Genomic DNA, 14,331 nt, shown 5'->3' on the forward strand with positions numbered 1-14,331 from the left:
GCGACGTGCCGGTGGGTGAGGTGCAGAGCAACGTCCGGCCGTAAACAGTGTTTTACGGGCGCGCCAGGACGACTACGCGCGCGCGAGCAACGCCAAGGCGGTGGCCGCGCGGGAGGCGGGCCGGTTCGCGGCGGAGATCGTCGAGGTCGGCGGCCGGACGGATGACCAACGGCCCCGGCTGTTGCGGCCGGAGTCGATGTCGCGGTTGCCCGCGGCGTTCGTCCCCGGAGGGACGGTGACGGCCGGGAACTCCTCGCCGGTCAGCGACGGGGCGGCGGTGCTCGCCCTCACCACGGAACGCCTGCGCGCCGGGGCCGGGCTGCCGGGCCTCCGGCTGCGGGGCGGGGCCGTGGTCGGCTGTGATCCCGCCCTGCCCGGCTGGGGTCCGGTGCCCGCCGTACGACGGCTGCTCGGCCGTACCGGAGTGAGCATGGAACAGATCGCGGCGGTGGAGATCGTGGAGGCGTTCGCGGCCCAGACGCTGGCCGTCACGGACGCGCTCGGGCTCGACCCGCTCGGCGCCGACCGGGACCGGGTCTGCGCCGACGGCGGCGCGCTGGCGCTCGGCCATCCGTGGGGGGCCACCGGAGCCGTCGTGGTCACCCGGCTGTTCACGCGGCTCGTACGGTCGGGCGCGCCGCCGGGGACGCTGGGGCTGGCGACGGCGGCGGTCGGGGGCGGCCTCGGCGTCGCCGCCCTGTTCGAGGTGGTGTGAGCCCAATGAGCGAGCGGGTTAAATGCGTGCGTGGTGTGAGCCGATGAGCAAGCCGGTTGAGGTTGAGATTCGTAGGTGGTGCGGGTGATCGAGCTGGACGACGTGCGGGTCCGGCTCGGGCAGCGGGAGGTGCTGTGCGGCGTCACGGCCCGCCTGCCCGAGCGGCGGGTCGGCGTGATCGGGGCCAACGGGTCGGGCAAGAGCACGCTGGCCCGGCTGCTGAACGGCCTGGTCCTGCCGACTTCCGGCACTGTCACCGTCCTCGGCGACGACACCCGCCGTCACGCGGCAAGGATCAGGCGGCGCGTCGGGTTCCTGTTCACCGACCCGGATGCGCAGATCGTGATGCCGACCGTGGCCGAGGACGTCGCGTTCTCCCTGCGCCGGCACAAGCTGCCACGCGAGGAGGTCCAGCGCCGGGTGACAGACGTGCTGGACAAGTACGGCCTGGCGGGCCACGCCGACCACCCCGCCCACCAGCTGTCCGGCGGCCAGAAGCAGCTGCTCGCCCTCTGCTCGGTCCTGGTGCTCGAACCCGAGATCCTCGTCATGGACGAACCCACGACCCTCCTGGACCTGCGCCACTCCCGGCTGGTCGCCGACGTACTGCGCGACCTGCCGCAGCAGGTGGTCGTGATCAGCCACGATCTCGCGCTGCTGGCGGACTTCGACCGCCTGCTGGTGATGGACGAGGGACGGATCGTGGCCGACGCCGCGCCGCCGGCGGCCATCGGCCACTACCGGAAGCTCATGTCGTGAACGGGCTCACCGGCGCCTACGTCCCGGGCGGCTCGCCGCTGCACCGCATGCCCGCGGGGGCCAAGCTCGCGGGCCTGGCGGCGTGCTGCACGGTACTCGTCCTGCTGCGCGCGCCGGTGTCGATGGCGGTCGCCGCGCTGGTGGTGGGGGTGCTGTTCGCCGTCTCGGGGGTGGGCGCGGCGGCGGCCTGGGCGCAGGTACGGCCGGTCCGCTGGTTCGCGGTGGCGTTGTTCGCCATGCAGGCGGTGTTCGCGGACCTGCCGTCGGCGATCACCTCGGTGTCCCGGGTCGTCCTGGCCGTCGCCCTGGCCGGGCTGGTCACCCTGACGACGCGGACGGAGGCCATGATGGCGTTCCTGGAGCGCTGCCTGTCGCCGGCGCGCTGGGTGGGGCTGGATCCGTTCCGGCTGTCGTTGCTGCTGTCCCTCACGATCCGCAGTGTGCCGGTCATGGCCGAGCTGACGACCCGCGTACGGGAGGCGCAGCGCGCCAGGGGAGTGGAGTGGAGCGTGCGGGCCTTCGCCGTGCCGCTGGTGGTGAGCGCGCTGCGGCACGCGGACGCGCTGGGCGAGGCCCTCAGCGCCCGCGGCCTGGATGACTGACCGGACGACTGAGGGCGGTCACGTGCCGACGGGCAGGCATCGGGCGGCAGCCTGCCCAGCCGGTTCACCGGGCCAGCAGGCGGGCCACCGCCGTGCTCAGCATCCGTACGCCGAGCGTCGACCCGGGTTCCAGGCCGGTCACCTTGCGGGCGCGCTGCAGCCGGTAGTCCAGGGTGCGCGGATGGATGCGCAGCGCGGCCGACGCCGCCGCGCGGTTCATGTCGTGGCTGTAGTAGGCGTGCAGGGTCGACACGAGGTCCGGCCCCTTGGACAGCCGCCGGGCGAAGGCGCGCAGCCATGCGTCGATTTCCGGCGTGTTCGCCACGGCCATCTCCACGAACAGGTCGGCGAGGACGTACAGGCGCGCCGGCCGGTCCTCGGTCGGCGCCACCCGGCTGGCCTCCCGCGCCCAGGTGAGGGATTCGGCGAGCTGACCGGTCACGCCCTCCACGGAGGCGACCTGGCAGGCCCGGCCGAGCAGCGCCACCGCCGACCGCACTTGGTGCAGCGCCATCGTACGATCCACGGTGCCGGGGGTCAGGAGGACCAGCTCGCCACGGCTCAGCCAGGCGACCAGCGAGCCGGTGGCGAGCGCGCTCACCACGGCGGAGCGGTCCCGCTCGGGTACGGCGGGGGCGGGGACGCGCACCACCGACACCGCGTAGCGGGAGGCCACCAAGGGCCGCAGCGGGTCGGCCAGTCGCGGCTCCACCGGCTCGTCCGCGAGCAGTGCGCGCGCGAGCAGCTCGTTGCGGGTCGCCAGCGACCGTGACCGGCCCACCCCGTCGGTGTACCCGTGCAGGTACGCGCTTCTGGCCCGGACACTCTGCGAGCCGATCCAGCCGAGCATCCGCAGCAGGTCGTCGCCGTCCTCCGGGCCGGCCACCTGGTGGATCTCCTGGAGCGTGAGATGCGTGTGCAGCCCGAGTACCCGCTGCTGCGACAGTACGGACAGTCCCAGCTCGGCACGCTGGCGGCCCACCGACGAGATCGTCGACAGGTCATCGTCGTTGAGCGGCAGCCGCGCCGGCGCCAGGTCGAGTCTGCGGGACCGGATGAAGACCGCGAAACCGTACATGCTCGCCTGGTGGTCGCGCTCGCCGCCGATGCTCGGGATGTCTCGATACTCGGGGATCTCGCGCTGATACGCCGACACGGCGTTGCGCGCGTTGTCCTCCACCTGCTCACGTAACGACTCGAACAGTCCGCCCACGTTCCGTTTCCCCCCTCAAACGGTCAGGTTCGGTGCTTGCCCCCTGGCGTATTCGTCGTCCCGCTCGTCGTGGATCAATGCTCCTTACGCGAACGCGCAACAGCGCGTGGAACGTTGTGTCGCCGCCACGAAGACCTGCTCGGCGGGCGGATTTGATACTTACCAGGCCGCGGCGTGGTTCGGCTGCGGCGCCATCGACCGCTCGACGAAGGGATCGGTATGCGACTGCGTCATCTCGTCCTGACCGTGCTGCTGGCGTGCCTGGGCGCGACCTGGCTCGGCGCCTCGCCCGCCCAAGCCGCACCGCTCACAGTCCAATCGGTCGACGCCTACCTGGGCGGCGTCGACCTCAACGGTTACTGCAGGTCGATCGGGTACGACGGCGCCAAATTGGTGGGCAGCCATTTCGATGGCTGGCGGTGCGTCAGCGGCAAGGACGAAGTCGGCCTCTCGGTGGCCAGCGCCTGCCAGTGGCAGTTCAGCCCGCTCGTGGCCGCCGGCTATCCGGTCACCGCGTCGACCAACGGCACCAGCGCCGGCGAGTGGAAGTGCCACGCCTCGCCGGGAGCGACCGAGTTCTTCAAGGGCATGAACCTGGCGGGCTTCTGCCAGTCGATCGGCTACAACGGCGCGAAGCACTTGGGCGACAACGTGACCGGCTGGGTCTGCACCAGGAACGATGGTGCTCAGATCCGCCTCGACCTGCATGCGGCCTGCACCTGGCAGCACGCTGACAAGGTCTCCCAGGGATGGACCTTGGTAGGGGTCTGGGAAGGCTACGGCGATTCGTTCAAGATCAATTGTCGGAGCGTGCACGCCTGACGATCACGCATGATCAGCGCGCCGGTGGTCCCGATACGGGTGCCGCCGGCGCGCGTCATGTGACGAGCGGCACGCCTGGCGATCCACATTAGAAGCCTGGAAAAACTGAAATTTCGGATAAGAAGCCATAGGTGGGAACGCGCCTCACGGCGGGCTGCTGGTGTGGGAGCATTTGGGCACCATGCGAGCCATGCTGCCGTTGCGATTAGCGCGGTCGGCCCTCTTCGCGGCCGTCTGTGTGACGCTGGCCGCCCTGGCCCACTGGTTCGCCGACGGCACCCTGCCGGGCCCCGGCCATCTCGCGCTCGGCGCCGGACTCGTGGCGGCGCTCGCCGCCGCGCCGGCCGGCCGGGAGCGCGCGCCGGTCCCGATCGCCGTCCTGCTCGGCTCGGCGCAAGTCCTCCTGCATGGGCTGTTCTCCTGGCACGACGCCCCGGCGCCCATGCCGCCCGGACACGGACCGGCCACCGACGCGGGCATGGTGCTCTGCCACCTCACCGCCACTCTGGTGACTGGATGGTGGGTGGCAAGGGGCGAGACCGCGCTTTGGGCGGTGCTGCGGCGGCTGGCCGTACGCCTGCTCCTCGTCCTGGCGCCGTGCCCCGCATGCCCACTCACTCCACCGGCGCCCGCCTATCGCTCACTCGGCGGACCGTACGAGAGCGTCCTGCGTCACGCGGTCGTCCGGCGTGGACCCCCGCTCCCGGCTGCCTTCTGACCCCCCGTCCCGCAGCCACGTGGAGATCACCATGCCGTCAACCCCCCGATGCCGTCGACCCCTGCCCGCCGGCACCTGAGCAGCCGTGTCAACTTTCCGAGGCGGGGCGACGCCGGCCCGCCGATACGCCGTCGTCGCCGTGGCCGCCGGAGTCCTGGTGCTGGTCGCGGCCCTGCTGTTCGGCGGAAGCGTGCCGCAGCCGTCGATCCCGGGCCTGCCCAAGGCGGGACCGTTCACCGACTGGGGGATGCCCCTGGCCCGGTTCGCCTATGACCTGTGCGCCTTCGCCACCGTGGGAACGCTGGTGGCCGCCGTGATCCTGGCTCCGCGCCGTACGCCGGAGGTCGCCGCCTGTCTGCGCGCCGCCGGCCGCTGGGGGCTGGGCTGGGCCGCCGCCGCTGCGATGACGTACCTGCTGACGATCTCGGAGGTCGTCGGCCTGCCGCTCACCGACCTGTTCGAAAGCCCGTCGATCCTGTCGTTCGGCACGACCGTCCCGCAGACCCAGGCGCTGCTCATCGTGGCCGCGGCGGCGGGGGTGGTGGCGATCGGCACCAGCCTGTGGCGTTCGCCCTGGTGGAACGCCTTCCTGCTGGCGGTCGCCGTCTTCGCGATCCTGCCGCCCGCCTACGTCGGCCACGCAGCCTCGGCGGGTGATCACGACATCGCGATCTCCGCGCTGATGGCGCACCTGGCGGCGGTGGCGGTGTGGGTGGGCGGCCTGGCCGCCGTCCTGGTCCACTTCCGGCGGTCGGATCGCCTCACGGAGGTGGTGCCCAGGTTCAGCACGCTGGCCCTGGCCTGCTTCGGCGCGGTGGCCGTGTCGGGGGTGGCCAGCGCCTGGGTGCGCCTCGACGCCGTCGCGCAGCTGTGGCAGACCCGTTACGGCCTGCTCATCCTGGCCAAGGCGGCCGCGCTGGTGGCCCTGGGCGTCTTCGGTCAGAACCATCGCCGCCGTACCGTCGCGGGCCTGGCCGAACGCCCGGTGCGGCGCACGTTCGTCCGCCTGGCCACCGGTGAGGCGATCGTCATGGCGGCGGCCGTCGGGCTCGCGGTCGCCCTGTCACGCACCCCGCCGCCGCCTTCAGAGGGCGGCGGCGGCCACGACCACCTCCTGCTGGAGTACAACCTGCCGCCCTTCTCGATCGGCGGCCTGCTCACCGAGATCAGGCTGGACCCGCTGATCCTGCTCGTGCTGGCCGCCCTCGCGACCGGCTACCTCGTCGGGCTGCGCCGCCTGGCCCGCGACGGGATCGTGTGGCCGCCGGGCCGTACCGCCGCGTGGCTCGCCGGACTCGCGGTGCTGGCGTTCGCCCTGCTCAGCGGGGTGGGCGGCTACGCCCGCGCGCTGCTGTCGGCGACGGCGCTGCAGTACGGCCTGGTCGCCCTCGTGGCGCCGCTGCTCCTGGCGCTCGGCGCGCCGCTGACGCTCGCCGCCCAGACCACGACGGACCGGTCGCAGTACGGCGACGTGACCCGCGCGATCCTGGACAGCCGCCTGGCCGCGCGGCTCACCCATCCGGTGACCGTCGCCGCCGGGCAGATCGTGCCGGTGGCGGTGCTGTACGGGACCGGCTGGCTGGGGCAGTCGTTGTACAGCTACGCGCTCCATCTGCTCACCCTGGCGCTGCTCTTCTGCACCGGGGCGTTGTGCTTCTGGGTGCTGGCCGGAGTGGATCCGCTGCCGCGCCCGATCACCTGGGTGACGCGGGTGCGGCTGCTCGCGGTGGTCGCCGTGACGCAGCTCGCGCTCGGGCTGGCCCTGCGGTTCGGGCCGGGGGTGGGCGTGGACTGGTTCACGCTGGTGTCGCCGCCCGGGGTGTCGGACCTGTCCGCCGACCAGCGGGCCGCCGGGCTGACGGTGCTGGTCGTCGCGGTCGTGGTGCTCGTGCCCCCCGTGGTACGACTGGCGTCATGGCGGCGGGCCGCTCAGCGGAGAAGGACACTCGTCTGATCGACCATGGTCAGCCGCCGTTCGGCGCCGGTGATCTCGTACACCGGCCCGGTCAGCGTCACGGTCCGCTCGGCGACGACGTCGGTGACGGAGCGGCGGACGGTCATCGTCACCTCGCCGGGCTCGACGACGCGCCGGCCGTCGCGCCCGGTGAAGGCCAGCAGCCGCGTCGGCACCTCGAAGCCGACCGACACCCGCTCGCCGGGCGCGAGCTCGACGCGCGCGTAGCCGACCAGCTGGGCGACGGGCCGGGTGACCGAGGCGACCACGTCCGACGCGTACACCTGCACGATCTCCGCGCCCGCCCGCTCACCCGCGTTGCGGACGACGACCGAGCAGTGGATCGACCCGTCCGCCGCCGGGGCGGTCCCGGCCACGGACACCTCGTCGTAGGCGAAGCGCGTGTAGCTCAGCCCGTGACCGAACCCCAGCACCGGAGCGGGGTCGATGTTGCTCACCGAGCCGGCCGCGCCGAGCCGGGGATGCAGGTAGCTGTACGGCTGACCGGCGGCCGAGCCGGGCATGCTCATCGGCAGCCGCCCCGACGGGTTGACGGCGCCGCTGATCACCCGGGCGATGGCCCCCGCGCCCTCCTCGCCGGGGAAGAACGCCTGCACCACGGCGGCGGCCTCGCGGAGGATGCCCGGCACGGCGTAGGCCCGGCCGGTCAGCAGGACCGCCACGACCGGAGTGCCCGTGGCGAGGACCGCGTCGGCGAGTGCCTGCTGGGCGCCGGGCAGGTCGAGGGTGTCCACGTCGCAGCCCTCGCCGGAGGTGCCCCGGCCGAACAGGCCGGACCGGTCGCCGAGCACGAGGATCACCACGTCGGAGGCGGCCGCCAGGTCCACGGCCTCGCCGAACCCCGCGCGGTCGCCGTCGTCGACACCCGTGCCGCGCGCCACCCGCAGCACCGCGTCCGGGAACTCCGCCCGCAGGGCGTCGAGCAGTGTGGGCGACTCGATGCCCGGCTCGACCTCGGGAAAGTGCGGCAGGACGTGGTTGACGAAGGAGTAGCAGCCGAACAGCGCGGTGACGCTGTCCGCGTTCGGGCCTATGACGGCCACACGCTGTCCCGCGCCGTCGCCGAGGGGGAGCAGGCCGTTGTTCGTCAGCAGCACGATGGACTCTTCCGCCAGCCGCCGCGCCAGCGCCCGGGACTCGGCGCCGTCCAGGTCGACGGGCCCCGAAGCAGCCGGCTCGTAGTCGTCGTCGAGCAGCCCGAGCTTCGCCTTCTGCAGCAGCACCCGGCTCAACGCCCGGTCGATCAGCGATTCGGCGATCCGCCCGCTCGCCACGGCCCGCTTCAACGGCGCCATATAGGCGACCCCGGTGGGCAGCTCGACGTCGATCCCCGCCGTGAGCGCCTGCACGGCGGCGTCCTCGGCGTCCGTGGCGACGGCGTGCAGCGTGTGCAGGAAGGCGACCGCGAAGTAGTCCGCGACGACGGTGCCGTCGAAACCCCACTCGTCACGCAGGATCCGGGTCAGGTAGTAGTCGTCCGCGGCGACCGGGATTCCGTCGATCTCGGCGTAGGAGTTCATCACCGAACCCGCCCCCGCGTCCCGGATCGCGACCTCGAAGGGGAACAGCAGCACGTCGGCCACCTCACGCGGCCCCGCGTGGACCGGGGCCAGGTTCCGCCCGGCGCGGGAGTTCGAATAGCCGACGAAGTGCTTCAACGTGGCGATCACGCCCGTGGACTGGAGTCCCCGCACGTACGCCGCCCCGATCGTCGCGACCTCGTACGGATCCTCGGACACGCACTCCTCGACCCGCCCCCACCGCTGGTCGCGAATCACGTCGAGCACCGGAGCGAGCCCCTGGTGAACGCCGAGCGCGGCCATGCTCGACCCGATCTGCCGGCCCATCCGCTCGACCAGCTCGGGGTCGAACGACGCGCCCCAGGCCGGCGGGACCGGATAGGTCGTCGCCCGCCAGGCCGCCAGGCCGGTGAGGCATTCCTCGTGCGCCAGCGCCGGGATGCCGAGGCGGGTGTGGTCGAGCAGCCACCGTTGCCGCGCGGCCAGCAGGGTGCTCGCCCACTCCGGATCGACGGGCCGGGTCCCGTAGTGCCGGGTGATCTGCCCGAGTCCGTCGCGGGCGAACTCCTCGAACGCGACGTCCTCTCCCTGCATCGCGTCCTGCAGCGGCGCGACGACACCCTCTTCGCGATTGACGTTCAGCCACACGCCCACGAGCTGCGCGAGCTTCTCGTCGAGTGACATGTCGGCCAGCAGCTCGCCGACGCGTCGCGCTCGACGCTCATCGATCGTCATGCACGCACCCTCACTGTCGATCTGGCACTCGAGGCGCCCCGGAGTCATATCGGAAAGTTTCCGGATAGTTTTCCGAAAAAATACCGTGACATTGCCGTTCCGTTACGGTAGGTTCCGGCTTGTAGTCGTGTCAACACTTGCCGAACCTGCCTAATCAGCTCAGTTAACTAGCCAAGCGATTTTCCGAAAGTCGGCAAACGGGAGGTGCTGTGCCCCGACCCACGCTCTCCGACGTCGCGGCGGCGGCCGGGGTGTCGGTCCCGACGGTCTCGAAAGTGCTGAGCGGCAAGAAGCACGTCTCCGCCGCCACCCGCGGCAAGGTCCTCGAAGCGGTCCGGGCCTCCGGATACGAAGCCCTCCGCCCGCCCAGCGCACCGCAGGTCGGCCTGGTCGACCTGCTCATCGACGGGCTCGGCTCGCCCTGGGCGGAGGTCCTGGTCAAGGGCGCGGAGCAGGCGGCCGCGCGCTGGGGATTCTCGCTCGTCGTGACCTCCTCCGCGCGCTCCGACTTCGACCTGCGGCGCTGGATCGGGATGGTGCGCAAGCGCGGCACCGACGGCATCGTCCTGGTGCTCTCGCGCGCCAACCGGGAGGAGATCGCGGCGGTCGAAGAGCTGCTGCGGGTCCCGCTGGTGCTCCTGGATCCGGTCGGCCAGCGCGACCCCCGGTTCTCGACCGTGGGCGCGACGAACTGGTCGGGCGGGGTGATGGCGACGACCCATCTCCTGGAGCTGGGGCACGAGCGGATCGGCTTCATCGGCGGGCCGCTAGACACGCAGTGCACCCTGGATCGCTACGAGGGCTATCTGGCCGCGCACCGCTCCTTCGGCGTCGAGCCGTCGGCGGATCTCACGCGTTTCGCCGACTTCCAGGTCTCCGGCGGCAAGACGTTCGGCGCCGAGCTGCTCGACCACCCCGACCGGCCCACGGCCATCTTCGCGGGCTCCGACCTGCAGGCCGCGGGCGTCTACCAGGCGGCGACCGAGCGTGGCATCCGCATCCCCGACGAGGTGTCCGTGGTCGGCTTCGACGACTCCCCGCTGTGCGAGATGCTGTCCCCGCCGCTCACCACGGTCCGTCAGCCGCTCGACGACATGGCCAACGAGGCGGTCCGGCTGATCACCGAAGAGCTGACCCACCGCAGGGGCTCGGCCGGCACCCGGATCGAGCTCGCCACGACCCTCATCGTCAGAGGCAGCGCGACGCGCCGACCCGGGTGACGCCGGGCACGCCGGCGATCGTGCCCCGGCCCGTCGGCCCCGCCAGGTCGGCCGATCAGCGAGCGAAGCTGGGGAAGTGCTCGTCGGGCAGCGGCAGGCCGGGGGTGAGGCCGAGGGGGTCGGTCAGCACGTGCGCCGGTTCGGCGGCGAAGACCGCGTCGGCGTCCATGTAGATGACCACATGCGCGATGCGCGGGTCGTCGGTGAAGTTGGGCGTGGCGCAGTGCGCCAGGTACGAGTTGTGGAAGGTGCAGTCTCCCGCCTTCAACGGGACGGTCACCCGCTGCCGCCAGCGCAGCTCGGGCGCGATCCGGAAGAGGTCCTGGCCGTCCGACAAGTCCTGGGCGCGCAGGTCCTGGAGGTCCTGCGAGCCGGGCACGAACGTCATGCAGCCCCGCTCGACGGGCACGTCGACCAGCGCGATCCAGGCCGACAGGGCGTGCCGCGAGCCGGTGTGCGGCCAGTACGGCTGGTCCTGGTGGAACTCGGTGGCCGCGCCGTTGTGCGGCTTCTTGATCAGCAGCTGGTCGTGCCAGAGCCGCAGCGGTACACCCGCCAGCTGGGTCGCGAGCGCCGCGAGCCCCGGGTGCAGGGTGAGCTCGCGCAGCGTCTCGTCGTGCTGCCAGAGCTGCAGCAGCTGGACGAAGATGTCGCCCTCCCGGTTGTCCCGTACGGTCTCCTGCGCGGCCAGCGCCGCCTTGGCGTAACGGGCGGCCTCCTCGCGCGAGATCACCTCGGGCAGGTGGATGAAACCGTCACGCCGGTAGGCGGACACCTGAGCGTCGTCAAGCATGTTCTTCTCCCTTGTCGGTGGTGCCTCCACTCTTGCCGGAAAGCCCCGGGGCGGGCTAGGACGGGGGTTGCTCGCATGTAGCACAATCCTGATGTGCACCGTGTACGACGCGACGACGTCTTCACTCCCGACCGGCCGCCCGTGGTGGCGGAACGGCACGAGCTGGCCGCCGACAACAGCGCGCACAGCCACGACTTCCTGGAGCTGGCCGTGGTCACCAGGGGCACCGCCACGCACGTGTCGGCCATCGGGGAGCAGGGGCTGAGCCGCGGCTCGGTCACGCTGCTGCGGCCGGGCGACTGGCACGGCTACCGCGACTGCCGTGGGCTGGTGGTGCACAACGTGTACGTCGGTCCGGAGATGTTCCAGCGGGAGCTGGCCTGGCTGCGGGCCGAACCGCACGTCGGCAGGCTGCTGCACCGCTCGGGCCATGTGTCGCGGCTGGACGACGGGGCGCTCGCGGTGGTGGAGGCCGCGCTTCCGGCGGCGGTGGGCGGGCACATCACGCAGGTGGGAGCGCTGCTGTGCCTGCTGGACGGGGCGGCGGCCTCGCTGGCCTCGCTCGACGAGCCCGCCGCCGGGAGCGCCGGGACGCACCCCGCGGTGCTGCTGGCCGTACAGGAGCTGGAGGGCGACCCGCGGCGGGACTGGTCGGTGGATGACCTGGCGGCGCTCGCCCGCGTCTCGGGCGCGCACCTGGCCAGGACGTTCACCGCCCAGCTCGGCATCTCGCCGATGGCCTACCTGAACCGGCTGCGGGCCGAGCGGGCGGCGGCGTTGCTCATCGAGACGGACCTGCCGGTCGCGGCGATCGGCAGGCAGGTGGGGTGGAGCGACCCCAACTACGCCAGCCGCCGCTTCCGGCAGTTCTTCGCGATGAGCCCATCCGCTTACCGGGCGAGGTTCAGCGCACCTGCTATTCCTGGACGGCCTATTCCTGGACGGCCTATCCCTGGACGGCCTATCCCTGGACGGCCTCAAGCTCGATGACCAGTGCGGTCGCGGGCTTCAGCGCCGGGGACGGCAGACCGAGCCCGGCCAGGACCGAGCCCCGCAGGCGTACCGGGGCGGCCGTCCACTGCGGCAGCCCGACACCCGTGGGCCGGCGGCCCGCCACCCGCACCTCGTAGACGGCCTCGGGGTCCAGTCCGGGCAGGCGCAGCGGCGCCGGGCCCGTGGCCACCCGGGAGGCGAGCTGGACGCAGGCGAACACCGCGTGCCCGTCCCGGACCACGCCGTGCAGCAGCACCGCCGGGTCGGGATGGTCGGCGCGGACCACGGTCCCGCCGTGCAGCGTCGGCCGCAGCCGCTTGTGCAGGGCGATCCATTCCGCGAGCTCCTCGCGTTCGGCCTCGCTCGCCGACGTCAGGTCCCACTCGACGCCCATGTGGCCGAACAGCGCGGTGGCGCACCGGAACGACAGCGCCAGCGACCGGCCGGTGACGTGGTCGCGGGGCGCGCCGACGTGGCTGCCCATCAGCTCCGGCGGCACGAGCAGGCCGGTCCAGCGCTGGATCGCCTGCCGGTCGAGCGCGTCGTTGCTGTCGGAGGTCCAGACCCGGTCGGTGCGGGCCAGGATGCCGTAGTCGATCCGCGCGCCGCCGGACGAGCACGACTCGATCTCCAGCCCTGGATGGCGGCGGCGCAGCTCGTCGATCAGCCGGTACGCGGCCACGGTCTGCGCGTGCACACCCGCCACGCCGTCGTGGACGGGCTCGGCGATGTCGCGGTTGTGGTCCCACTTGATGTAGTCCAGCTCGTACTCGCCCACCAGCGTGCTGATCCGGTCCAGCAGGTAGTCGAAGGCCTCCGGCCGGGCCAGGTCGAGCACGTGCTGGTTGCGCTGCGGCGGCGGGAGCCGGTCGACGCGGCCCAGTACCCATTCGGGATGCTCGCGGGCGAGATCGGAGTCGAGATTGATCATCTCCGGTTCGAACCAGAGCCCGAACTGCATGCCGAGCTCGCGTACGTGCTTGGCCAGCGGGTGCAGACCGTCGGGCCACACCCCCTCGTCCACGTACCAGTCGCCGAGCCCGGCCTTGTCGTCGCGGCGGTGCCGGAACCAGCCGTCGTCGAGGACGAACCGCTCGATCCCCACCTCCGCGGCCCGGTCGGCCAGCGCCAGCAGCCGGTCGAGGCCGTGGTCGAAGTAGGTGGCCTCCCAGTTGTTCAGGGTGACCGGGCGGGCCGGGCGCGGGCCGCGCGAGCGCAGGTGGCCGTGCAGCCGCCCGGCCGCCGCGTCCAGCCCGGAGTCGGACCAGGTGAAATAGACCAGCGGGGTCTCGTACGTCTCGCCCTCGCCCAGGGTGATCTCGCCGGGCGCGAGCAGCTCGCCGGCCGCCAGCAGCGTCACGCCCTCCGTCAACCGCTCGACGTAGTGGACGTGGTCGCCGCTCCATCCGGCGTGCGCCGCCCACACCTCGCCGTGCCGGAACCCGAACCCGCTCGTTCCCGCCACCAGCAGGCCCGTGCCGTCGTGCCCGGTGCGCCCGCGCCGGTTCTCCCGCGACCAGACGCCGTAGGCCAGCGGCCGGCGCTGCGGCACCTTCTCCAGCGCCCACCGCCCGGTGAAGTCGAGCAACTCATCCGCCCGCGCGGGCAGCGGCAACGCGCAGGTCAGCTCGTCCACGCGGTACGGGTCGGCGGCGGTGTTGGTCAGCGCATGCCGCATGGTGACCACGCCGCCGGCGTCCATGGCCAGCTCGCTCACCAGCCGGAGCCCGGCCTGTTCGTCGGTCGCGGTGATGGTCACGCTGCCGCCCGAGCCGGGCACGGCCCGTGTCTCGACCGGGCCGTAGAGGCTCCACCTGACCGGCCGATGCGCGGACGTACGGGATCCAGAAAGGCCCGGCCGGCCGTACCAGCTGTCACCCTGGAGCGGCACCAGCGGCGGCGCGGGAGTCAGCGACGCCAGCGCGGGCAGCAGGTGCGGCTCGGCGACCGCGCCCAGGTCGGCGCCGAAGTAACGCACTCGCGGCAGGTCGGAGCCCGCGACGTCAAGGACGAGACAGGTGCCTGCGGCGGAGAGAATCACGGGGGACACGTCGGGCTCCTCACACTCGGTCGGGCGCCGGGCCCGCTTTCGTGTAAGAGGTTCGCACGGTGCGCTGATCGACCGGCGAGCAGGTGCCGCAATCGGCGTACCGGGCGACAAATCCCGGCTTCTCGTTCGCGGAACCTGAACGGAAGAAGATCGGAAGCAGGACGGAAGAACGGCTTCGTAACGTCGGCCACGACCTAGCAGGCGAAGCGATGACCG

Annotated in this window: 11 protein-coding genes and 1 pseudogene; 8 read left to right on the plus strand and 4 right to left on the minus strand. The window is 72.3% G+C overall.

Annotation, left to right across the window (positions count from 1 at the left end):
* Positions 1 to 52 precede the first annotated feature (52 nt).
* The 3 genes and pseudogenes from AB0B61_RS55415 to AB0B61_RS55425 form a co-directional block, all read left to right on the plus strand.
* Positions 53 to 715 (plus strand): annotated as a pseudogene (locus AB0B61_RS55415) (thiolase family protein); the annotation flags it as partial.
* An 84-nt stretch (positions 716 to 799) separates the two neighbouring features.
* Positions 800 to 1,474, plus strand: coding sequence for an ABC transporter ATP-binding protein (locus AB0B61_RS55420; RefSeq protein WP_358450030.1), 675 nt, complete (start codon positions 800 to 802; stop codon positions 1,472 to 1,474).
* Entirely contained in the window at positions 1,471 to 2,076 is a 606-nt protein-coding gene (locus AB0B61_RS55425; protein ID WP_358450032.1) for an energy-coupling factor transporter transmembrane protein EcfT, read from the plus strand. The genes AB0B61_RS55420 and AB0B61_RS55425 overlap by 4 nt, the downstream gene beginning before the upstream one ends.
* 64 nt (positions 2,077 to 2,140) lie before the next feature.
* Here the strand turns inward: AB0B61_RS55425 and AB0B61_RS55430 are convergent, their stop codons facing one another.
* Positions 2,141 to 3,289 carry a helix-turn-helix domain-containing protein gene (locus tag AB0B61_RS55430; protein ID WP_358450034.1) on the minus strand — a complete coding sequence of 383 codons (1,149 nt, stop codon included), beginning with the start codon at positions 3,287 to 3,289 and terminating at the stop codon, positions 2,141 to 2,143.
* A gap of 174 nt (positions 3,290 to 3,463) precedes the next feature.
* On the opposite strand from AB0B61_RS55430, the gene AB0B61_RS55435 reads away from it, so the two are divergent.
* The 3 genes from AB0B61_RS55435 to AB0B61_RS55445 all read left to right on the plus strand — a co-directional run bounded on the left by AB0B61_RS55435 (position 3,464) and on the right by AB0B61_RS55445 (position 6,783).
* A complete protein-coding gene (locus tag AB0B61_RS55435; RefSeq protein WP_358450036.1) occupies positions 3,464 to 4,111 on the plus strand; it encodes a hypothetical protein in 648 nt (215 codons plus the stop codon).
* Between the two features lie 190 nt (positions 4,112 to 4,301).
* Entirely contained in the window at positions 4,302 to 4,829 is a 528-nt protein-coding gene (locus AB0B61_RS55440; protein ID WP_358450038.1) for an MFS transporter, read from the plus strand.
* A gap of 85 nt (positions 4,830 to 4,914) precedes the next feature.
* Positions 4,915 to 6,783: a cytochrome c oxidase assembly protein gene (locus tag AB0B61_RS55445; protein WP_358450040.1), complete on the plus strand. Its 1,869-nt coding sequence runs from the start codon at positions 4,915 to 4,917 to the stop codon at positions 6,781 to 6,783.
* Here the strand turns inward: AB0B61_RS55445 and AB0B61_RS55450 are convergent.
* Positions 6,759 to 9,059 (minus strand): glycoside hydrolase family 3 N-terminal domain-containing protein, encoded by a 2,301-nt coding sequence (locus tag AB0B61_RS55450; RefSeq protein ID WP_358450042.1) that lies wholly within the window; start codon positions 9,057 to 9,059, stop codon positions 6,759 to 6,761. The two genes, AB0B61_RS55445 and AB0B61_RS55450, sit on opposite strands and share 25 nt — an antisense overlap.
* 209 nt (positions 9,060 to 9,268) lie before the next feature.
* On the opposite strand from AB0B61_RS55450, the gene AB0B61_RS55455 reads away from it, so the two are divergent.
* The gene (locus AB0B61_RS55455; protein ID WP_358450044.1) at positions 9,269 to 10,279 is read left to right on the plus strand and encodes a substrate-binding domain-containing protein; all 1,011 of its coding nucleotides are present in this window, start codon (positions 9,269 to 9,271) and stop codon (positions 10,277 to 10,279) included.
* A gap of 55 nt (positions 10,280 to 10,334) precedes the next feature.
* Here the strand turns inward: AB0B61_RS55455 and AB0B61_RS55460 are convergent, their stop codons facing one another.
* Positions 10,335 to 11,072 (minus strand): phytanoyl-CoA dioxygenase family protein, encoded by a 738-nt coding sequence (locus AB0B61_RS55460; RefSeq protein WP_358450046.1) that lies wholly within the window; start codon positions 11,070 to 11,072, stop codon positions 10,335 to 10,337.
* 93 nt (positions 11,073 to 11,165) lie between these two features.
* Here AB0B61_RS55460 and AB0B61_RS55465 point away from each other — a divergent pair, with 93 nt between their 5' ends.
* A complete protein-coding gene (locus AB0B61_RS55465) occupies positions 11,166 to 12,062 on the plus strand; it encodes an AraC family transcriptional regulator (RefSeq protein WP_358450048.1) in 897 nt (298 codons plus the stop codon).
* On the opposite strand, the gene AB0B61_RS55470 is transcribed toward AB0B61_RS55465, so the two are convergent.
* The gene (locus AB0B61_RS55470; RefSeq protein WP_358450050.1) at positions 12,034 to 14,115 is read right to left on the minus strand and encodes an alpha-galactosidase; all 2,082 of its coding nucleotides are present in this window, start codon (positions 14,113 to 14,115) and stop codon (positions 12,034 to 12,036) included. The two genes, AB0B61_RS55465 and AB0B61_RS55470, sit on opposite strands and share 29 nt — an antisense overlap.
* Positions 14,116 to 14,331: the final 216 nt, after the last annotated feature.

It is taken from the genome of Nonomuraea sp. NPDC049158 (assembly GCF_040648335.1).
In the GTDB taxonomy this organism is placed as follows: Bacteria; Actinomycetota; Actinomycetes; order Streptosporangiales; family Streptosporangiaceae; genus Nonomuraea.

Bases quoted from the DNA above. Each gene is read 5' to 3' on its own strand.
- AB0B61_RS55460 (WP_358450046.1), bottom strand. From the start codon at position 11,072: ATGCTTGACGACGCTCAGGTGTCCGCCTACCGGCGTGACGGTTTCATC.
- AB0B61_RS55440 (WP_358450038.1), top strand. From the start codon at position 4,302: ATGCTGCCGTTGCGATTAGCGCGGTCGGCCCTCTTCGCGGCCGTCTGT.
- AB0B61_RS55450 (WP_358450042.1), bottom strand. From the start codon at position 9,059: ATGACGATCGATGAGCGTCGAGCGCGACGCGTCGGCGAGCTGCTGGCC.